Source organism: Silvanigrella aquatica (assembly GCF_001907975.1).
GTDB lineage: Bacteria > Bdellovibrionota_B > Oligoflexia > Silvanigrellales > Silvanigrellaceae > Silvanigrella > Silvanigrella aquatica.
The window spans coordinates 966,206-987,630 of record NZ_CP017834.1 but is presented as its reverse complement, the minus strand read 5'-3'; the positions used below and the strand labels follow the sequence as shown (position 1 = coordinate 987,630).

Sequence of the window (21,425 nt, the reverse complement as noted above, 5' to 3'; positions counted from 1 at the left end):
ACACAGTATTCAAAGTCACGAATAGAAAAAACAGGAGCAATTTATGGGCTGTACGGCCAATCAAAAATGGAAATTAGGTTCTCTTTTTACCGCAGCAGTCTCAATAAGCTTCACTTTTAATGCCTTTGCACTCGATGTAAAAATAGGCATTCTTCTTTCACTTACAGGCTCCCAAGCGTATTATGGTAAGGAAGCCCGTAATGGCATCGATCTCGCCTTGGCAGAGAATAAGGATCCTAATCTCAAAATTCAAATTTCTGTTGAAGACACTCAAAGCAATCCATCGGAAGCGGCTAAAGGCATTAATAAACTTATCACAAAAGATAAAGTCACTGTGGTTATTGGCGATATGGTGAGCTCAAATACCATTGCCGCAGGCTCACTTGCTGAAAAAGAAAAAATACCAATAATTTCTCCAGGATCAACCAATGACTCCGTGACCTTAAAGAAAAATTATATTTATAGAGCCTGTTTTACGGATAGTTTCCAAGGCCTTGTCATGGCTAATTTTGCGACACAAAATTTAAAAGCAAAAACAGCTGTCATTCTTCAAGATGCCGATTCCGATTATAGTATTGGATTAAGTAAAAATTTTGAGAATCGATTTACTGCTGATGGCGGAAAAGTTTTAAAATCTTTACGCTATTCACAAAAGGATACAAACTTCACTGCACAACTTGGCGATGTGCGTAAGTTAAAACCTGACGTTGTATTTATACCTGGATTTCACCAGCAGGTTGGCGTGATTCTAAGAGAAGCTAAGGACTTACAAATTCAATCTAAAATGCTCGGAGGCGATGGCTGGGACACTCAAGAGCTCAGACAAATTGCAAAAGGTTCAGAAATAGGGAGCTATTTTTCAAATCATTATTCCTCAGAATCGAAAGATCCCAAACTGCAAAATTTTATTAAATCGTATAAAGAAAAATTTAAATCAGAACCCAGTTCTTTTTCTGCTTTAGGTTATGACTCCGCAAATCTAGTGATTCAAGCAATTAAAAATGCAAAATCCGCAGATTCTGAAAAAATAAATCTCGCTTTATCTCAAATTAAAAATTTTAAAGCAGCTACAGGTGACATAACAATTGATGGAAATCATAATGCTTTAAAACCTGCTGTTATTTTAAAGTTTATGCCTACTGGGTATAAATATATCACGAGCGTGAAACCAAATTAAAAATAATTCTTTATTATAATTAATTTTGGTTATGGTATATTATTAGAAAAATTATAAAACATCTTCGTTAAAATTTGCTATAATTAACAATTTATGATATTAAGTAATCAGTATCCGAAAATTTCAGGAAATTATATTCTATTAATATCCAGTTTTTGATTACCAATGGCAAAAAATTTTTAATAGCATCCTAGAGCATATGGAGTTTTTATATGATTTTTCTTGTTACCCGAAGAAAGTTTGTTGCTACGTTAATCTCTATTACTTCAGGAATTATATATTCTGCTCATGCAATTGCTCTTGATGCTAAGGTGGGTGTATTGTTACCTTTGACGGGAACACAAGCATTCTATGGAAAAGAAGCCAAAAATGGTATTGATTTAGCAATGGAAGAAATTAACGATCCTAATTTAAATTTAAAATTAATTGTTGAAGACACGCAAAGCACACCACTAGAAGCAGCAAAAGGAATTAATAAACTCATCACATCAGATAAAGTTTCTGTTGTGATTGCTGAGGTTATAAGCTCTAATGCTATTGCCGCAGCCTCCATTTCAGAAAAAGCAAAAGTACCCATTTTATCCCCCGCTGCCACAAATGACGATGTTACTTTAGGAAAAAAATATGTCTTTAGGACATGTTTTATCGATAGCTTCCAAGGTGTCGTCATGGCAAATTTTGCGGCAAAAAACTTAAATGCAAAGACAGCAATTATTTTGGAAGATGCGGATTCCGATTACAGTAAAGGTTTAAGCAATAATTTCTTAAGTACATTTCAAAGTAACGGCGGAAAAGTTTTAAAAAATTTAAAATATTCTCAAAAGGACACATCTTTTACAGCACAGCTTGGCGATGTCCGCAAATTAAAACCCGATGTTGTTTTTATCCCTGGTTTTCATCAACAAGTCGGAGTTATCTTACGTGAAGCAAAAGATTTACAAATTAAATCTAAAATGCTTGGTGGCGATGGCTGGTTTACTCCCGAATTAAGAAGCATTGCAAAAGGTGCTGAAAATGGAGGATACACTTCGACCCACTATTCAACAGATAGCGATGAACCTAAAGTAAAAGCATTTGTTGAAGCTTATAAGAAAAAATATAAAACAAGTCCCAGTGCTCATGCAGCACTCGGTTATGATTCTTTTAAAATTATTGTAGAATCAATTCATAAGGTAAAATCAAGTGATTCTCAAAAAATTACGGAAGCACTCTCGAAGGTAAAGGATTTTCCAGGTATAACAGGATCAATTACAATGGACAAAAACCACAATCCCATAAAGCCAGCGGTCATTCTCAAATACGTACCTGAGGGTTATAAATTTATTACGAGCATTCACCCAGAAAAGTATTAAAGCAACGGATTTCTTTCTAAGGTAACATATTTTTATGTCAGATTTTCTTCAAGCAATTATTGATGGAGTCGCGATTGGAAGCCTCTATGCACTTATAGCTATTGGTTATTCAATGGTGTTTGGAATTTTACAATTTGTTAACTTTGCCCATGGTGAGCTTTTCATGCTGGGTGCTTATTTTGTCATGCTTTTCTTAACAATGGGAGCACCCGTTTGGGCTGCGCTCTTATTTGCCATATTAGCAGTGGGTACGATTGCTATTGTAATAGAACGCATTGCTTACAAACCATTAAGGAAACACAATAGACTCGCTCCATTAATTACAGCAGTGGCAATGAGTTTATTTTTACAAAATGTTGTACAAGTTTTATTTTCTCCTAACTCATTAAGTTATCCTGTGAATATTCCTGGCACCATTGTTACTTTAGGAGATCTTTATGTCCGTATTCGCGACATTGGAATATTTATTTTAACAATTTTACTTGCCTTCTGTTTAGAACTTTTTCTTAATAAAACAAAGGCTGGTCAAGGAATTAAAGCGCTTGCCATGCATTCTGAAGCTTCTAAACTTTGCGGAGTTCCCTTTGACAGAACAGTAAGCCTCACTTTTTTTATTGGCGCCCTACTTGCTGTCATTGCAGGAACCATTCAGGGAATGGCGACAAATCAAATCTTTCCGCTCATGGGAGTCAATGCCGGACTCAAGGCTTTTGCTGCCGCTGTTCTGGGAGGAATTGGTGATCTTCGCGGAGCTGTTTTAGGGGGACTTTTTCTTGGTATCTCCGAAAGCATGCTCGTAAGTTATGAATTATCAACTTATAAAGATGGTTTTGCATTTGTAATTCTAATACTCGTTCTTTTGATTAGGCCTCAAGGCCTTCTCGGAAGAGCCCAGCTTGTTAAAGTTTAGCACCTATGACAGATTTTCTAAATTACAGTCAGTTACCTTTTATTATGTTTTGTATTTTAGCAATTCAAGCAATGAGTCTCCAAGTCGTTCTTGGAGGAACAGGATTGCTTTCACTGGGTCATGCCGCATTTTACACAGTAGGTGGCTATACTTCTGCTATATTTACCGTATTTCTTGCACCAAAATTAGGAATAGAAAATCAAACTTTGTTACTTTTGCTTGCTTGTTGTGTAGGAATGATTTCCGCTTCCTTAGCTGGATTGGTTGTCGCCATTCCCTGCTTAAAATTGCGCGGTGATTATCTTGCCATGGCAACGTTAGGAGTAGGTGAAATCGTAGGAACTGTATTTAAAAACCTCGATTTTGTAGGTGGCACAAGAGGATTTAAAGATATTCCTAAATTAGGATCTCCGCTTTTAATTTTTCTTGTTATGATTGCCATTGCCTTTTTTATGGTTCGTTTTTATAAAACAAATATAGGATATGCGGTTCGTGCCACGCGCGATGATGAAATTTCAGCCCAGAGCCTTGGCATAAATATATATAAAACCAAACTGTTTTCATTTTTTATGGGAACATCGATTGCAGGATTAGCGGGAGTTTTTTATGCGCACACTCTTCAGTTTATCAGTCCTGACGAATCCGGATTTTACAATAGTGTGGTTCTTGTTTTGGCCGTCGTAATCGGTGGCATGTACAGTGTTTTTGGTAGCATTTTTGGAGCATTTATTATTGTTGTTGTTCCTGAACTCCTCCGCTTTATTCCCAGTTTTGTAAATCCATATCTTACAAAATTGGCAGATTATGGAATTATTAGCAAATCATTTATTCCAATATTTGATTCTATTTTTTCTAACAGAACCTTAGTTTTTTCAGTGCTTGTCATAATAATCATGTTACTTAACCCTAAAGGAGTAGCATCATTATTTGAAAGATTTCAAAATAGAATGAGAAAAACACATGAGTAATATTCTCTCAATTTCTAATGTAACAGTAAAATTTGGTGGACTTGTTGCGTTAAATAATTTTCACATCAATGTCCGAAAAGGTGGAATATCAGGTGTTATTGGTCCTAATGGAGCTGGTAAAACAACAGTATTTAATATTATAACGGGTGTTTATAAACCATTTTCTGGATCGGTTTTAATTGAAAACATTGAACTTGTAGGGCAACCTACTCATGATATAGCTCATTATCGCGTTTCAAGAACATTTCAAAATATTCGTTTATTTGCAAATATGTCTGTCAGTGAAAATATCATGGCAGGAGCCAGTCTTAAGAGAGAAGGAGAATTTTTTTCATCTCTATTTTCATTTCCTAAAGCACGTAAAAATGAAAAACAAATAAATGAAAAAATGAATGAATTACTCGCATTTTGTGGACTTGAAAAATATAAAAATCACCCTGCCACCTCATTACCTTATGGCATGCAACGCAAACTGGAAATTGCCCGTGCTTTAATGACTGATCCCAAATTATTATTATTAGATGAACCTGCAGCGGGAATGAATCCAACAGAAAAAATAGCTCTTCAAGAACTTGTAAAAAAAATCTCTCAACAAGACATATCTATATTATTAATTGAACATGACATGAAGTTTGTTATGAATTTATGTGAACATATTACCGTTTTAAATTATGGCAGTGTTATTGCAGAAGGAATTCCCAAAGACATTCAATCCAATCATGACGTCATTGAAGCTTATTTAGGTTCCGATGTGGAAGACGATTTTATCGAATCATTAGAAAAGGAAACGGAATATGCTTCTCGTTGAAAACCTCTCTGTCAATTATGGTGCTATCCAAGCTTTAAAAGGAATTCACGTTGAAGTTTTTGAAGGAGAGATTGTTTCTTTAGTGGGAAGTAATGGAGCTGGAAAAACAACTTTTTTAAGAACTCTTTCTGGCCTCATAAAACCAAATACAGGACAAATTCATTTTTTAAAGAAAAATATCACTCAACTTCCCACCCATGAAATTGTAAGTTTAGGAGTGAGCCAATCTCCTGAAGGACGCATGGTTTTTCCAGATATGACGATCAAAGAAAATTTAATCATGGGGTGTTACTGTTTTAATTATTCAAAAGCCGAAATTCAAAATAATATTGATAGAATGGTGACTTGGTTTCCACGCCTCGGCGAGCGCATGTCGCAAAAAGCAATTCTCTTGTCAGGAGGTGAGCAACAAATGCTTGCCATTGCTCGCGCGCTCATGGCAAAACCCAAGTTGCTTCTATTGGATGAGCCTAGTTTAGGAATCGCTCCCATAGTCGTTCAACAAATTTTTAAAATCATCGTTGAACTCAATCGTGAAGGTGTAACGATTTTGCTTGCGGAACAAAATGCACGATTGGCTTTAAAAATCTCTCACAGAGCCTATGTGTTAGAATTAGGCGCACTCCTGAAACAGGGAAAGGCATCATCCCTCCTCCACGACAAAGACGTTCAACGAGCTTATCTCGGAGGATAATCCTGTGGCTCTTTCGGTAATCACACGTCGCCGTGAACTTCTGATTTTTCTTAAAGAACAAAAATCAATGGGAAAATCAATTGGGTTTGTACCTACCATGGGTGCACTTCATGAGGGACATGGCAAACTTATTTCACAGTCTGCATCGGAAAACGATTGCACCGTTATTTCTATTTTTGTAAACCCCAAGCAGTTTGGACCCAAAGAAGATTTTTCAAAATATCCACGGACATTTCATGATGATATGAATGTCGCAGAACATCATGGGGCACAAGTAATATTTACGCCCACCATTGAAGAAATGTTTCCTTCCACATTTCAAACTCAAGTTATTGTTCAAGGAATAAGTGAAGTCTTATGTGGTCAGTACAGACCAGGACATTTTAATGGAGTCACCACCGTCGTTTTACTTTTATTGAATTTAATGCAACCCCACAAAATGTACTTAGGTCAAAAAGACTTTCAACAGCTTCAAGTCATTAGAAAAATGATAGATGACTTGGCTCTCCACACTGAAATTGTCATGGTTCCCACTGTAAGAGAACAAGATGGTTTGGCTCTTAGCAGCCGCAATCGTTATTTAAGCCCCGCATCTCGGAAAAAAGCTTCTGCCATCCCAAAGGCTCTTGCCGTTATTGCAAAATCCTATTTGTCTGGAGAAAAATCCGTAGAAAAACTTTTCAAAATTGCCTCTTCCGAACTCAATAAAGAAAACCTCATTCCCCAGTATTTTGAATTCCGTAGTACAGCTTTATTAACTCAAAAATGCGAAATACTTGTAGATAAAGAGGCTGTGGTCGCTATTGCTATTATCATTGAATTTGAAGGAACGTGTACGCGGCTTATTGACAACATCGTGCTTGGCAACGATTCTGCATCAACTAATGCACTTACTGATCTTATTGCAAAGGCATTAGGTTAGTTTTGCGGAGAAAATAAAATATGTACAAAATAATGGGAATCCATTTTACACGTTGGGCATGGCTATATGCACCACTTTCCTGGTTTATGCGGGTAAGAGTTTATCCAAAATCATTAACTCAAGAAAGTTTTTTTAATAATTTTTCAAATAAATCTGTTGTCTATGTACTTCCGCGAATGTCTGTTATGGATACGCTTGTTTTAAATAAAACACTAAAAAGTTTTAATCAAAAAAAAATAACCACAGAAGCAAAACCCAAAAGGTTTCGATATGCAGCCCTAATGGCAATCAAATCAGGAACATTACACTTTTCAAACTTACATAAAGATCGCTTTTTAAATGACTTTATCCGGCTCATTAGCAATGATCCCAGAGCAAAAAGCGAAAAATTAGTTTTTGTTCCTGTGAGTATTTTTTGGAGTCGTGCTCCCGAGCGCAATGAAAAAGGATTTTTATTAAGATCACTCTTTCCTGACGATGGCACAGGCAATGCTTTGCAAAAACTTTTTATGCTCATTTTGCATCGAGGCGAAGTGAATATTTCATTTGGAAAAACTTTTTATTCACCTCAAATTGAGTTTGGTTTACAAGGAAAATATGAAACCGAAACTATAGAAAATAGCGATAATAACGATCAAGATTTTGAAAATGCCCGTCGTATGCGCCGCCAATTTCACATTGAATTTGCGAAAGAACGCGCCGCTGCCTTTGGCCCCACTCTTTACGATAAGGAAAAAATATGCCAATGGATTCTTTCCACTCCCGGTACTAAAAAATTCATTGCTGCTTCCGAAAATCCAATTAAAACAGAGGAACAAATTGTTAAATATATAAGAGAGATTGGTGCAAATTATAATTACGTAACAATTCGAGCATTAGAAAAAGCTTTTGATTTTATTTGGACTAAAATATTTGAAGGAGTCAGGGTTCGCAATTTTGAACATATTGAGCGTCTTGCAAAAGATGGTCAAATTATTTGGATGCCAAGCCATCGCAGTCATTTTGACTATTTGTTACTTTCCTATGTTTTATTTAAAAAAGGTTTGGTTGTACCTCATATTGCGGCAGGAATTAATTTAAATTTTTGGCCTATTGGTTCTATTTTACGCCGGGGAGGAGCTTTTTTTATTAGAAGAAGCTTTTCTGGGAACAGAATATATGCGCATACGTTTTCTGAATATGTAAATTTTCTTTTACAAAATAGTTTTCCCGTTGAATTTTTTCAAGAAGGCGGAAGAAGCCGCATTGGCAAATTATTATCTCCTAAAATTGGAATGCTAAATATTTGTGTGCAAAGTATTATTAAACGTAAAGCAGAAAATACTTATATTGTTCCTGTTTACTTTGGATATGACAAAGTTATGGAAGATGATTCCTATGCCAAGGAACTTAGAGGCGCTAAAAAACAAAAAGAAAATGCATTGCAATTTTTAAATGGAATTCGTAAAGTTTTTAGCAATTTTGGATGCGTTGATGTTTCGTTTGGAGATCCGATTAAAATAGGAGATATTTGGCAAGAATATCATGAGAAATTAGCAAAAGAACTACCGCAAGATATTTCTTTTGACGAATTACTTCCAAAGAATTTAAAAAATGTTCCTGATGAAATAGATACCCGCGATCCACAAATTCAAGGATTTGTAAAACACATTGCTAAAAGAGTAAATCAAAAAATCAATTGTGCTGCCATTGCATCGGGGACTTCTATTCTTGCGACAAGCCTATTATCTCAGCGAAGTGAAACTTTAGAATATGAAGAACTCCAATATCAATCCTTATTATTAAATTATTTAATTAATGCCTTTTCAGAATTAACAAAGTGGAAAATCTCATCAAGTCATAATACGGAGCATATAAGTGAATACTTAAATGCATATTTTAATGAATTTGATGAACAACAAAATATAAGTATCACTTCAGAAAAAATGCTCGTTATGCATACTAACCTGCCAGGAATTCACTCACTCACAGAGCAAATTTTTTCAATGGGTGAAAAATGGCAGTTGATGTCAAAGAGCACCGATGATAAAGAAAAAATAATTTATACTAAAAATCACGATAAAGAATTCAACTTATGGTGGTATCGCGGAACCATTTTTCATGTCGTAGCACCCTTTGGCATTATCAGTCATATTTTACTTAATTCAAATAATAATGATGTCACCGTTCAAAAAATTGAAAATACGATATCTGCGGTGCGCCGCATTTGGCAAGATGAATTATTTTGGGACAGCAAAACTTCCAGTGTCAGCATTGCCGATGCCTGTTTGCATATTTTTCAAAAGCTTAATTTTATCACATTAACCTCAAAAGAAGGTAACAAAATAAAAATTAATATTTCAAACAATAAAAAAATAAAACAGGCTCTCGAGTTTCTAGCCTATTCCATACAACCAGAAATTGAACTCTATGGTATTCAAATGGCCACAGCTCTTGAACTTATCAAATCTAAGGGAATGTTTTCAAAAGATGAATTAATACAAAAATCTATTACAGCACATTCTGCCGCATTCTTAAGAACCACAGCCACACAGCCTCCGATGTTTTCAAAAGTCTTTTCTCAAAGAGCTTTTGAATCCTTAAATAAAGCAGGCGTATTTGCTATTCGAGAAAACCAAAAAATTTCACTTAATGCCACAGCACTGGCGGGTATTTCTTCATTCCTCAATGTCAATATCTGGCGTAAATTTGTTTCCTAATTTAACATATTATTTACTCCCAATCTTTATTAAGAATGAAATTCCTCCTCAAATTTTTTTATGTCAATAATATTTGAAAAAAAATATATAAAATGACATATCAATTGTGCAAGCATTGAAATAATATTCTGATATAAAAACCAACAATATTAAAAGGATTGTTAAGTTCAATGCCAAAAATAAATTTGAACTATTTAGTATTTACTATAACATTTGTATATTTAATCCTATTTTGTTCAGGAGATGCTTTGGCGGCTGATTTCTTAAATGGTTTTGAACAAAGCACACCAGATCTTTATATTGGTGAAAATGATGGGCTTTATTTAAGACCAAGGGGTTTTTATATAAACCTTTTAAATAACGATTTTCTCTGTTACAATCCTTCCGTTACACCTAATTGTGGCAATGATAAACTCATGAGCAATAGCATAGGAACAGGTTTTCAAGCTGGAGTATTGTGTTTAAAAATTTTTTTGTTAATATTTACTTATGAACATAAAAAATAATTCATTTCCTAAAATTCATGACTTGCTTAAGGAAGCAACAGCATCTTTACATAAAAAAGTTGAAAACGTAAATACCTTAACTTTCGACAGACCCAGCATAAATCATTATATTCAATATATTTCCATTATGTATCGTATACTCAATCCCATTGAAAAAGAATTGCTAAAATATAGAGTTTCCTTAGAAGAAATTTTTAATATAAATATAAATGCATTTATTCGAATTCCATTGCTAAAATTAGACCTGCAACAATTAAATATTCCCGAATCAAATTTAACTCCATCTCATTTTATTCCATGTATAAACTCAATACCTCAGTGTCTTGGAATATTATATGTTTTGGAAGGTTCAAATTTAGGAGGACAAGTCCTTTACAAAAAATTATCGTCAATTCATGGAGATAAACTCAAAGGAGCAATGAATTTTCTACTTGGCAAAGGCTCTGAAACTTTTAAAAATTGGAAATACTTCTTGAATCATTTAATTGAATATTCTGAATTAAATCCTAATCATAATGAAGAAATTATTAAATATGCCAAAAAAATATTTGAATGTTTTGAGAAAGAATTTGCAAATTAATTATTCTTTGGTATTTTTAAAATAAAGCATGTATTTGGATAATTGATATCAAGCTCTATACTGCCTTTAAATTTATCTAAAATTCTTTTACATAGACTTAATCCTAACCCTGTTCCTTTACCCGGACTTTTTGTCGTAAACAATGTTTCAAAAATTTTAGTATGTATATCTGCAGGGATTCCTACACCACTATCAATCACTTTCAATATAATAAAATTAGGAGAGGAGTCTTCCCATAATATTTGAACCCAAGCATCCTTTGTATTTTCAACAGCATCACAAGCATTGCGAATTAAATTCACCATAACTTGAAATAATGATGTTCTACCAAAACAAACTTTTGTATCAGAAACGCTTGATAATTCTTTAAACTTAACTTTTTTTTCAAGAGCTAAATAACCACAAACTTCAAGAACTTCTTTACATAATAACTTAATATTAAACTCTGTAGAAACTTCGGCATCAGTTGATTCAATCATACTTCTATAGTTTTTAACAGTGGTGCTAATTGAATGTGCATTTTTTTCGATATTTTTAATGACATTTTCAACTTGAGGAGGAATAACAATATCTGAATCATTTAATATTTTTTTATTGAGCATTTCGATATTTAAAAAAATGTTTGTCAATGGAGAATTGATGTCGTGAATAATTCCTGAAGATAAAGTTCCTACAATTGCTAATTTTTCAGAATTTAATAAAGCATGCTCCATGTCAGAATTATTTTTTCTTTCTTTAAATTGATTTAATGCAATATCAATTACAATTTGCAATTCTCTCTCTTGAAAGGGTTTCAAAATATACCCATAAGCACCTTCAATTTTAGCGCGTTCAAATGTGGCGGAATCTTGATTTGCCGTTAGAAAAACAATAGGAACTTTCTTTTGTTCTCTAATTTTTTCGGCAGCTTCCACACCATCCATTTTTCCTTTTAAACGAATATCCATTAAAACCAAATCAGCATCACTGGATATAGCTAATAAAATAGCTTTCATTCCATTATCTGCAATACCAGTTACTTCATAACCAATGATGTTCAATGTTTCTTCAAGAGCTTTAGCAAGAATAGCTTCATCTTCCACAATTAATATTTTAGGTTTTAGATTATTTTGAATTTTGTTCATGAAAATCCTTTATTAAATTGAATTTTTAATTCAACACCATTTTTTCCTTCCCAATTCATTGTCCCATCTAACTGTCCAATAAGTAATTTAATAAGTTCTAAACCCAAGGATGAGCCTTTTTTGATTGCAATATCCTCACATCCTTTGCCATTATCTTTTAAAATAAAAAATGTATTTTCATTTTCATACTTCCATTCGAAAGACAATATAGGTTCTTTTACACCTAAAAAAGCATGCTTAATTGAATTTGTAATAAATTCATGAGTAATAAGCCCTATAGGCAAAGCATCATTTATAGAAATTATAATATTCCCAGGAACATTCAATCTAAAGTCAATAGTTTCTGAATTTTGCAATTTTACAATAGAATAAACAGCACTAAAAATGGAACGTAAATACCTTGCTAAATTAACCGTACCAAAACTACCGCCCTGGTATAAAACTTCATGAAGAGTTGAAATAGCAGTAACTCTACTTTTCATTTCGCGCATTTCATTAATCACTTCTTGATTATGTGATTCACGAATTTTCCAATCAAAAAAGGAACATAAAATAGCAAGATTATTTTTTACCCTATGATGCACTTCACTTAAGAGAGTTTCATTTTCTTTGTTTTTTTCAGATAATATTGCCATATTTTCGGAGTATTTAGTTAAAAATCCAGAACGAATGTCCAATAGCTTTTTTCTAAATTCTTGGGCTAAGGATATTTCTTCATGCGACCAAGGTTCACACATTCTATTAATTTGATGGTACCAGGTATTAAATGAATTTCGTGGACTGAGAGTGCCATCACTCTGCACTTGAGTTGATTCTGGATTTCCACTCCATGTTCGCGTCTGAATTTTTTCTTTTCTTAATAAAGCAATAAATGATGAATGATTCTTTTCTAAAGATATAAGAATTATGCCTGATGCAAAATGCTTCCATTCATCAAATTTTGGATCTGAATCGAAGAGTCTATTACTTACATAGAATTCCTGATCTGAAATATTCTTATCAATAAAACTCGTTAAATACTGAACTAATTCAATAGGTATTTCAGTATTACTTTGTAATTTATTATTTGAACGATAAAAAATAAAATCAGCATTAAAAATTTTTTTTAATCTACATAACTTTTCATATTCTAATTTAGAAAGATCACAGTCAATTTCAGAATATAAATTTGCAAAATCAATAAGTGGTAGAATAAAATTCTGACTTACAACGATAGTTTCATTTAATTTATAAGTCATAAGCTTTGTCGCAAAAATTTCCACTATTGTTTGAATTTTAGGAAGAAGAAATAAGGGAATAACACGTCCTTGAACAGCATGACATCCAATGAGCCCTTTTAATTTATTTTCTTCAATGACCGAAAAAGAAGCAGAAGCTTGAATCCCCATATTTTTTAAATACTGAAGATGAGTAGAACCTATATTGCGAAAAAGTGAGCGCTCTAAATTCATTTTTCCTTTTAATCCCACAATAGGAACAGCTTCATAAGAAGCTTTGCATATCATACGATAGCGATTTTTTACATAGAGACTTCTCACAACCATAGGTACATCTGTTGCAGGAAAATGATGATCTTGGAGACTTTCAAGAGGACTTTCTGAAAAATCTGCTGGGACGTATCCATGGCCATCTTCAAGAAATTCACAAAAATAAACTCTTTCAAAATGAGTGAGATTTTTTATATACTTACAAACTAATGATGCCAGGGCATTGCGATGACCATTATAATAAGTTATTTCCTCTATCATTCCTTCAATTAATAATTCTTCATTTTTATATTTTGCATCAATGAATTGGCTCCCAATTTCACATTCAATACAAATTTCATTATCTGTTCCATAAATAAGAAAATACATTTGTTCAAAATTTTTATTTAAATTATAAATCTCAAGTACAGTTATAGAACGTGTTGGGAATGAATTATTTCTTAATAAGTCATTGTAATAGATAATTTTTTGAATCGAACGCTCGGAAAAGTAATTTTCCAATGAAGTATTTATAATATCCTGAGGATCTTTATAAAATACGAAATTACAATTGGCAGAAACATGGCTTATTTTGAAATTATTTTTGTTTATAGCGACAAAGATACCAGCAGGTTGGATTGAGTTGACAACATGAACCTCTTGCTTTTCACAATTATTTGAAATAGAAGTTTGAGAGGTTAGCATAAAAAATTTCTCTAAAAAAGTTTATAAATAAGAATGAATATCTATTTATACGCAATAAAAATTCGTATTGCAAATCTAAATTATGTCAACATTCTGTTTAGAATTAAAAATTTTTTTCATATCAAGAATAGTGACATTTTTATCAAGTATAAAAGTATTTCCAGAAATCCCCTCGCGATCGACAATTTCTTTTGAATATTCTTTATCCCCTAAAGCAATGTCTAATACTTCTGATACCACAAGTCCTTTGTAACCATTTTCATTTCTTGTTACTATAACTGAAATGACATCTTTCTGTGTTTTTAATTCGGTTTTATTATATTTTAAATTTAATATCTTATCAACAACATATATGGGCATAATGGCATCTCGATAAATAACGACTTCTTCACAGCCACTCATTTGAATCTGCTTTTTAGGTATTTCTTCAAGACGAAATACTTGATCAAGTGGAATTCCAAAAATAGATTTTGACTCTGCATGAAATAATAAATAATTTTGAGTCGTCGAAATTTCTTCACTTGTTTTTAGAATTTTAGAAAATACTTTTTCTGTATTCAAATTTTTTTGATAAGAAGATAAAGATTTAATTCCAGAAAGCTCTGCAATATTTTTAATATCTAAAATTAATCCGATAGACCCATCTCCCATAAATGTAGCTCCAGCATAAATTCCTTTATAATTAAAACATGAATTTATGCTTTTTAACACAATTTCTTCTGAATCTAATATTTCATCTACTTGCAAAGCATACATAAAATTCTCTGATTGAACGATAAGAATTTCCATAATTTCTGCATATTTTTCTAGCTTACTTTCTTTTGAGAAGCCAGAAATACTTAAAACTTTCTGTAAATTAACTAAAGGATAAAGAGTGTTATCAGCACGAATAACAAAACCATCTGCAATTTTTTGCACTAAATTGTGATATTGCTCTTTCTCAATATGAATCACATGCAAAATAGAATCTTGAGGAATAGCAAAACACTGATCTCCGCATTTAATAAGTAGTGAATTGATTATTAAAACAGATTTAGGCTTAGGCAATCTCATAATAAATGTTGTTCCCTTACCCAAAATGGAATCAATTTGTATACTTCCTCCCACCGATTTTACAGATGTTTTTACCATATCCATTCCAACACCTCGCCCCGAAACATCAGTAATTTTTGAAGCAGTGCTAAAACCAGATGAAAAAATAATTTCAAAAATTTGTTGCTCGGTCATTAAATTAAGTTCATCAAAGGAGTAAAGTTCTTTTTCAAGTGCTTTGTTTTTAACTTTATTTGGATCAATTCCTTTGCCATCATCTTTTATAATAATTTGTAATTCATTATTATTTTCAGTACAAAATATTTGAACAGTTCCCATAGAAGGCTTGCCTATTTTAATTCTCTCATCGGGAATTTCAATACCATGATCAGCACTGTTGCGTATTAAATGTATTAAGCTATTACTACAAACAAGAACTAAACTATTATCCACTCGAATATTTTCACCATGAATCTCTAATTGAATTGATTTCCCCAAATCTCTCGCCAAATCTCTTAAAATGCGAGGTATGGGTTTAAAAACTCCAGATAGTGGTACTTTACATAAATCTGTAATACGATTTTGAATGGTACCATTGATTTTGTGCATTTCATCAAATAATTCACTCAACCCTTGAATTTCTTTATTATCAATATATTTATTTTCCAAACTGCGTATGATTTTATTGACCATATTGCGTATAACAGTAATTTCTCCAGAAAATGTTGAAAGTTCATCAAGCATAAAAATAGGGACTGAAATAGATTCTTTTTGCTTTTGTACCGGAGCTTGCCCTAATGCCGCTTCTTTTATAGGTTCCTTTAAATTTTCAATTGCTTTGATTTTTTCTTCAAACTGATATTTTGAAAAATCCAAAGTCACTTCTTTAATTATGTCATCAATTTTATAATTTCTAAGTTTTTTAGTAACGACACTTGAGACCAACTCTTTAATGCGGTCTAGTCCTTTAAATAAAGTTTCATAAACTTCATCAGTTAAAATGAGTTCTTTTTTTATGAGTCCAGAAACAAGATCTTCATATTTATGAACATATTTTGTTATAATATTAGAACTTAAACACCCACTGGAACCTTTTAAGGTATGAGCGCCTCTCGCAATTGATTTTAAAATATCAGAATTCCCACGATCATAATTTAAAGATAGTAACAAAGGTTCAATTTCATCAAGTATGGCATGACTTTCTTCAACAAAAACACTTTCAATAATTCTATTTTCTTTTATAAATTGCTTACGAGGAGCGGATTCTTTTTTTATCAATTCAACAATTTGCTGAATATCAATGGGCTTATCATAAAAGCCACAAACTTTTAGAGAGAGAGCTTCTAATGCCATTTCCTTTGTAACAAATGAAGAAACAATGCCAAAGGGAATGGAATCATCGTAAGACATAATAGCCTGTCTCACATCAAATCCACTCATTTTAGGCATTCTAAAATCACAAAGGACAAATACAATATCGTGAACTTCTTCTTTAAATAATTCAATTCCTTGTTCTGGAGAAACGGCTAAAAGGGGTGTATAACCCGCTTCTTTTATGACATATTCATATCCTTCCAAAATATTGGGCTCATCATCAATCCAGAGTACTTTGCAGTCAAAGTTTTCCATAAAATATTATGAATTCCCATCTTCAATATTTACTTTTGATTGAATTTCTTTATTATCCTTTTCAATTTCTAATAAGCGCATAGTCGATTTCTGAATTTCATTTAAACATTCTTTAAGTAAAGTTCTCTCCTTTAATATTTCTGCTTCTAATTCCGTATTAAGTAAAAGACTCTCCATTTTTTGAATATAAACGAAGGTCTTAAAACACGCTCTCGATATTTTTAAAATTTCCTTCCACAACGATTTACTTTGCAACGCTCTATCTATAGCAAGCAATAAAGTATCAATTGTAAATGGTTTATCGACAAAATCAGTGACACCAAGTTCCATGAATTTTTTAGCATGTTCCCTAGCTATATGGCCTGAAACAAAAACAATAGGAATAAATTGATTAATTTGTCGAATTTCTTTACTTAAGGTAAGACCATCCATTTCAGGCATTGCTAAATCTGTCACGATGATATCTATTTCTTCACTTTTTAAAATTTCTAATGCTTTTGATGCTCTTTCCGTAATTAAGACGGTGTAGTTATCCATTTCTAATATTTGTTGCAACGACTCTAAAATATCTTTTTCATCATCACATAGTAAAATTTTTCCTTTGCTGGGAGCTTTTATTTTTGCTTTAGAAGATTTTTGAATTTTCTTTTGTTCAGCTTGCTTCTCATTATTTTTATTAACATCTTCATTTAACTCTTTTGATTTATGTTCTTTAACAACAAGATTGAGTTTATCTTTTAAAACTTCCTCTAATTTTTTTTCAATATCATTTAAAAAACTGAGCGAGGCATTTTGATTATCTTGAAGAGTCGTAATTACTTTTTTTAAAATATCATTAATTTGTAAAAATAAATCCAATAGTTCGGAAGATAAATCAATGATTTTGTCTCTAGCTGCAACCAGAATAGTTTCAAATTTATGTATAAAATTTGTCAAATCATTATAGCCAACGACAGCTCCTGATCCTTTAATGGTATGAATTATTCTTAATAGCTTTGCCATTTTTGATAAATCTTCTGGATGAAGCTCAAGCTGCATGAAAATGCTTTCTGTCTCCTCAAGCATTTCTTGAGTTTCACTTATAAACGTATTGCGTAGCTCTATTTCAAAAGATAATTCATTCATAAATTTATTTATTCCATAAACTCATTTAAATATTTTGAACTATATCTGCTTTAAGTTTGTGAACACTGGCATTACCAAAGACTTCTAAATCATAATCGTTTGATAATTGCAATAAACTTTCTGCACCACCAAGAATCAAATATCCCCCAGGTAAAAGCATTTTTGCAAAACGCGAAATAATTTGCTTTTTATTTTCAACACTCTGGTATATCAATACATTTCTACAAAATATAATGTCAAAATTTCCTTGGTGATGCCATGGATTCAGCAAATTTAATTGCATAAATTTAATATGTGAACTCAATTCTTTTTTCACTTTATAGAAAGGCAAAGACGAATTATCTATTGAGACCTGATCAAAATACTTCACCATGAGATTCATAGGAAGTCCACGTTGAATTTCCAACTGAGAATACGTTCCATTTTCTGCTTGTTTTAAGACACGTTCACTGATATCTGTTGCAATAATTTCATAAGATTTATTTAATCCTTTTTCATTTAATTCTGACATGATCATCGCTAGAGAATATGCTTCTTGACCCGTACTTGCGGCCGCACTCCAAATGCGAATTTTGTCTTTATTTTTCATTATATTCAATATAAATTCATTCTTAAAAAAATCAAAAACATGAGGATCTCTAAAAAATGAAGTTTCATTGTTAGTCGCAATATCTAAAATGAGTGATTTTGCAGACTCATTCACGCCATGTGTTTTAATATCTTTCCACAAAGAATCAATATCAGAAAAATTTAAAAATTTGGCAATATTTTGAATACGGCTTAATAATAAATATCTATTCGTTTCATTATATTGTATCCCTATTTCAGACTCAATAAATCTTGAAAAGAAAAGAAATACTTCATCATTAAGTTCGTGCATATTAGAAATCCTTTCCAATGGCAGCGGTAATTTTGCCAATTAAAATATCTTTTGTGAAAGGTTTCATAATATAATCTTTAGCACCTTTTTGAATTGCTTCAACAATATCCAGCATTGAGTTTTTCGACGTCATCATTAATATAATTTGATCAGGACGCAATTTTTTTAATAATGGCAAAGCTTCAATTCCTGTTAATTGAGGCATTTCCCAGTCAAGCAATATGACATCAACATCAAATTTTTCATCTTGAATTGTATTTACTGCTTCTTGTCCATTAAATACATGATGAAAAACAATATTATAACTTTCAAGCATTTCTTCTAACAAAGAATGTATCGGTTTTGAATCATCAACAACAAGTATTTTCACAATTTTATTCCTTCTTGCTAATAATATTATTAAAGTGATCAACATATTTTTTGGTCTCTGGATCCTCATCATTTTCAATATTTAAATTTTTAATCATTTTTGCATAGACATTTAAAATATTTAATGAGCATTCAATCACTTCAATAATTTGAGCAAGAGTTAAAATGCTTTTGGAATTGATAAAACTTTCTAAGGTTACAATTGTTTTATTAGCAATATTGAGACTCAGCTTTGCACCTAAGAAATCGGCCGCTGCACGTGCGGCCACAAGTTCGGATAATACACTTTGAATATCTTTTTTAATTTTGTCTTCTGTAAGTCCATCGGATTTTAATTTAGCTAATATATTCGTCAAATTAGGAGAAATGTTCTCTTCAATACAAGATATATATTCTTTTATAAGTGAAGAGTTTAATTTTGAAGCAGTAGGAGGGGATGGTGAAGATTTTTCAGTACTTTTTTCTGGAACTTCAATTTTTTTCTCGGAAATAACAGTATTTTTAACAGCATTTTCATTTATTTTAGAAATATTTTTTTGTTCTACATAAGTTGCAAATGTACTCGTTAAAACAGCTGCATTTACAAAACCCTTTTGAATTAAAATTTCTCCTAAAGGTTTTACCATATTTTGAATTTTATTTTGGATTTCATCTGAAATATCTGCACTCCAAAGGCCTAATTTTATCGCACTTGATTGAAAGTCTTGTTTTTCATACATTTGATGAAGGAGTATTCTTAAAAGATCTTTCTTAGATATTAAATTTAAATCATAGAGTAATTCGGGTAGCGAAGGAATTGAATTTAATTGAGCAATGAAAGCCTCTAAGAGTTGATCCTGATTTATAATATTTTGTTCTATCAAATATTCACTAAACAAACCTTCCATTGCCTAAGTCCCTCAATGAATCAGTTGGACAAGATACTCAGAACATTCATCTAAGTTTCCAATAGCATCATAAGCACCCGCATCGAAGATGGCTCCAGGCATTCCCCATACAACAGAGGATGCCGCATCTTGGATAATCACACTTCCCGACGCCGCCTTAATCGCATGCGCTCCCACAAGCCCATCCTCTCCCATCCCAGTAAGGACAAAAGCAACACAAGAATTTCCATAGACCTTCGCCAAAGATTCAAAAAGATTATCTACAGCAGGACGCACCGAGTTTCTTTTAGATCCTTGATCTAAACGGATCATGGTTTGGGCATTATCGCCAAACTTCTCTACAGTCATGTGATAATCTCCTGGAGCTACATAAATATGTCCTGGTAAAGCCAGCTGTCCTTCTTTTCCTTCATGACAGGGATGACCACTCACTTCTTCAAGACGTCTTGCTAATGCTTCGGTAAATTTTGGCGGCATATGTTGCGCCAAAAAAATGGGGATCTCTAAACTAAGACCTTTCAATTTAGCAAGGACATGTTCCAACGCATTTGGTCCCCCTGTGGAAGATCCAATACCAATGCACTTTGGTCTAAATATTGAAAAGTTTTTATTTGGTATGATTTCTTGAACTTTGACAGGTTCGTATGATTTTTTTATGGGAACAGGAGTTTTAAAATGATTTTTATTTTTAAACTGCAATATTTTAGGAACCAATTCCTTTTTAATACCCTCTAAAGCTTGTTCCAGGGAGCCATTTGAATTGGGTTTTGTAATGAAATCCGAAGCACCTGCTTCTAATGCAGAAAGAGTGAGATCAATTCCTTCTCCTGTAGGAGATGCAAAAACAATTACTTTTTGATTTAAATTATTTTTTCGCATTTCCTGCAACATTTGTTTTCCATCCATGACGGGCATTTCTAAATCTAAAATGACGACATCAACTTCATTTTGTTGCAATCGTTCTATTCCTATTTTCCCATTTGCAGCTGTATTAACAACGACAATATCATCGATACCATCAAGAGCTGATTTTATTTGTGAGCGAAAAACCACAGAATCATCAACAATAAGTACGCGCATAATATTTCCAATTTACATTATTTAAGTTTATTATTTAAAAATTTAATAATGTTATCAACATCAATAGCACTCATTAAGGAATTTGAAACTTTATACACACCCTGCATAAATTTACGAATATCTTCTGAAATAGTTTGGGGTGTAGGTTCAAATTCTGATTCAGAAACTTCAATAACATCACCAATCTCATCGACTTGAAAAGAAATGAGCATGCCATCTACTTTACAGACGATATTTATTAAATCTTGCGGAATCTCGCTATGAAAGCCAAATAATTGTCTTAAGCCTATTGCTGTAGCCACTTGACCTCGTAAGTTAATCAATCCACAAACATAATCAGGAGCCAATGGAATAGGAGTCATCAACATCGATCTGACAACTTCTTGCACGCGACCCACTTCAATTCCATAAAGTCTATTTTCCAAATAAAATGCTGAAAATTGCTTTGTTACGTTGCTGGAATTTGAAATAATTTTATTTTTTGAGTTATACTCTTGAATTTCAGACATGAT

19 protein-coding genes are annotated in these 21,425 nt (G+C 32.5%); 10 read left to right on the top strand and 9 right to left on the bottom strand.

Translation table 11 applies throughout. The annotated features are described in order from the left end of the window. Nucleotides 1-43 precede the first annotated feature (43 nt). The 10 genes from AXG55_RS04155 (at nucleotide 44) to AXG55_RS04110 (ending at nucleotide 10,616) form a co-directional block, all read left to right on the top strand. Complete coding sequence (locus AXG55_RS04155) at nucleotides 44-1,177, top strand: ABC transporter substrate-binding protein (RefSeq protein ID WP_148696872.1); 1,134 nt, start codon at nucleotides 44-46, stop codon at nucleotides 1,175-1,177. A gap of 212 nt (nucleotides 1,178-1,389) precedes the next feature. Then, nucleotides 1,390-2,529, top strand: a complete 1,140-nt coding sequence (locus AXG55_RS04150) for an ABC transporter substrate-binding protein (RefSeq protein ID WP_148696871.1) — start codon at nucleotides 1,390-1,392, stop codon at nucleotides 2,527-2,529. A 34-nt stretch (nucleotides 2,530-2,563) separates the two neighbouring features. After that, the gene (locus AXG55_RS04145; protein ID WP_148696870.1) at nucleotides 2,564-3,439 is read left to right on the top strand and encodes a branched-chain amino acid ABC transporter permease; all 876 of its coding nucleotides are present in this window, start codon (nucleotides 2,564-2,566) and stop codon (nucleotides 3,437-3,439) included. Nucleotides 3,440-3,444: 5 nt separating this feature from the next. Further along, complete coding sequence (locus tag AXG55_RS04140) at nucleotides 3,445-4,407, top strand: branched-chain amino acid ABC transporter permease (RefSeq protein WP_148696869.1); 963 nt, start codon at nucleotides 3,445-3,447, stop codon at nucleotides 4,405-4,407. Continuing rightward, complete coding sequence (locus AXG55_RS04135; RefSeq protein WP_148696868.1) at nucleotides 4,400-5,215, top strand: ABC transporter ATP-binding protein; 816 nt, start codon at nucleotides 4,400-4,402, stop codon at nucleotides 5,213-5,215. The genes AXG55_RS04140 and AXG55_RS04135 overlap by 8 nt, the downstream gene beginning before the upstream one ends. Further along, on the top strand, nucleotides 5,202-5,909 hold the full coding sequence (locus AXG55_RS04130) for an ABC transporter ATP-binding protein (protein WP_148696867.1): 708 nt from the start codon (nucleotides 5,202-5,204) through the stop codon (nucleotides 5,907-5,909). Before AXG55_RS04135 ends, AXG55_RS04130 begins: the two co-directional genes overlap by 14 nt. Before the next feature lie 4 nt (nucleotides 5,910-5,913). Then, nucleotides 5,914-6,831, top strand: a complete 918-nt coding sequence (gene panC, locus AXG55_RS04125) for a pantoate--beta-alanine ligase (protein ID WP_233231366.1) — start codon at nucleotides 5,914-5,916, stop codon at nucleotides 6,829-6,831. A 20-nt stretch (nucleotides 6,832-6,851) separates the two neighbouring features. Further along, a complete protein-coding gene (locus tag AXG55_RS04120) occupies nucleotides 6,852-9,530 on the top strand; it encodes a 1-acyl-sn-glycerol-3-phosphate acyltransferase (protein ID WP_148696866.1) in 2,679 nt (892 codons plus the stop codon). 170 nt (nucleotides 9,531-9,700) lie between these two features. Beyond that, nucleotides 9,701-10,036 (top strand): hypothetical protein, encoded by a 336-nt coding sequence (locus AXG55_RS04115; RefSeq protein ID WP_148696865.1) that lies wholly within the window; start codon nucleotides 9,701-9,703, stop codon nucleotides 10,034-10,036. Beyond that, nucleotides 10,020-10,616, top strand: coding sequence for a biliverdin-producing heme oxygenase (locus AXG55_RS04110; protein WP_148696864.1), 597 nt, complete (start codon nucleotides 10,020-10,022; stop codon nucleotides 10,614-10,616). The genes AXG55_RS04115 and AXG55_RS04110 overlap by 17 nt, the downstream gene beginning before the upstream one ends. On the opposite strand, the gene AXG55_RS04105 is transcribed toward AXG55_RS04110, so the two are convergent. The 9 genes from AXG55_RS04105 to AXG55_RS04065 all read right to left on the bottom strand — a co-directional run bounded on the left by AXG55_RS04105 (nucleotide 10,613) and on the right by AXG55_RS04065 (nucleotide 21,422). Continuing rightward, nucleotides 10,613-11,740, bottom strand: coding sequence for a sensor histidine kinase (locus tag AXG55_RS04105; protein ID WP_148696863.1), 1,128 nt, complete (start codon nucleotides 11,738-11,740; stop codon nucleotides 10,613-10,615). The genes AXG55_RS04110 and AXG55_RS04105 overlap by 4 nt on opposite strands. Continuing rightward, nucleotides 11,737-13,911 carry a histidine kinase dimerization/phosphoacceptor domain -containing protein gene (locus AXG55_RS04100; RefSeq protein ID WP_148696862.1) on the bottom strand — a complete coding sequence of 725 codons (2,175 nt, stop codon included), beginning with the start codon at nucleotides 13,909-13,911 and terminating at the stop codon, nucleotides 11,737-11,739. Before AXG55_RS04100 ends, AXG55_RS04105 begins: the two co-directional genes overlap by 4 nt. Before the next feature lie 75 nt (nucleotides 13,912-13,986). Then, on the bottom strand, nucleotides 13,987-16,572 hold the full coding sequence (locus AXG55_RS04095) for a chemotaxis protein CheW (protein WP_148696861.1): 2,586 nt from the start codon (nucleotides 16,570-16,572) through the stop codon (nucleotides 13,987-13,989). A gap of 6 nt (nucleotides 16,573-16,578) precedes the next feature. Next, nucleotides 16,579-17,697, bottom strand: coding sequence for a response regulator (locus AXG55_RS04090; protein WP_148696860.1), 1,119 nt, complete (start codon nucleotides 17,695-17,697; stop codon nucleotides 16,579-16,581). 25 nt (nucleotides 17,698-17,722) lie between these two features. Further along, entirely contained in the window at nucleotides 17,723-18,577 is an 855-nt protein-coding gene (locus AXG55_RS04085) for a CheR family methyltransferase (protein ID WP_148696859.1), read from the bottom strand. 1 nt (nucleotide 18,578) lies between these two features. Beyond that, nucleotides 18,579-18,947: a response regulator gene (locus AXG55_RS04080; protein ID WP_233231365.1), complete on the bottom strand. Its 369-nt coding sequence runs from the start codon at nucleotides 18,945-18,947 to the stop codon at nucleotides 18,579-18,581. A gap of 4 nt (nucleotides 18,948-18,951) precedes the next feature. Next, nucleotides 18,952-19,833: a hypothetical protein gene (locus AXG55_RS04075; RefSeq protein ID WP_148696857.1), complete on the bottom strand. Its 882-nt coding sequence runs from the start codon at nucleotides 19,831-19,833 to the stop codon at nucleotides 18,952-18,954. Nucleotides 19,834-19,845: 12 nt separating this feature from the next. Next, nucleotides 19,846-20,913, bottom strand: coding sequence for a chemotaxis-specific protein-glutamate methyltransferase CheB (gene cheB, locus AXG55_RS04070; protein ID WP_148696856.1), 1,068 nt, complete (start codon nucleotides 20,911-20,913; stop codon nucleotides 19,846-19,848). A gap of 17 nt (nucleotides 20,914-20,930) precedes the next feature. Beyond that, nucleotides 20,931-21,422 carry a chemotaxis protein CheW gene (locus tag AXG55_RS04065; RefSeq protein WP_148696855.1) on the bottom strand — a complete coding sequence of 164 codons (492 nt, stop codon included), beginning with the start codon at nucleotides 21,420-21,422 and terminating at the stop codon, nucleotides 20,931-20,933. Nucleotides 21,423-21,425 lie beyond the last annotated feature (3 nt).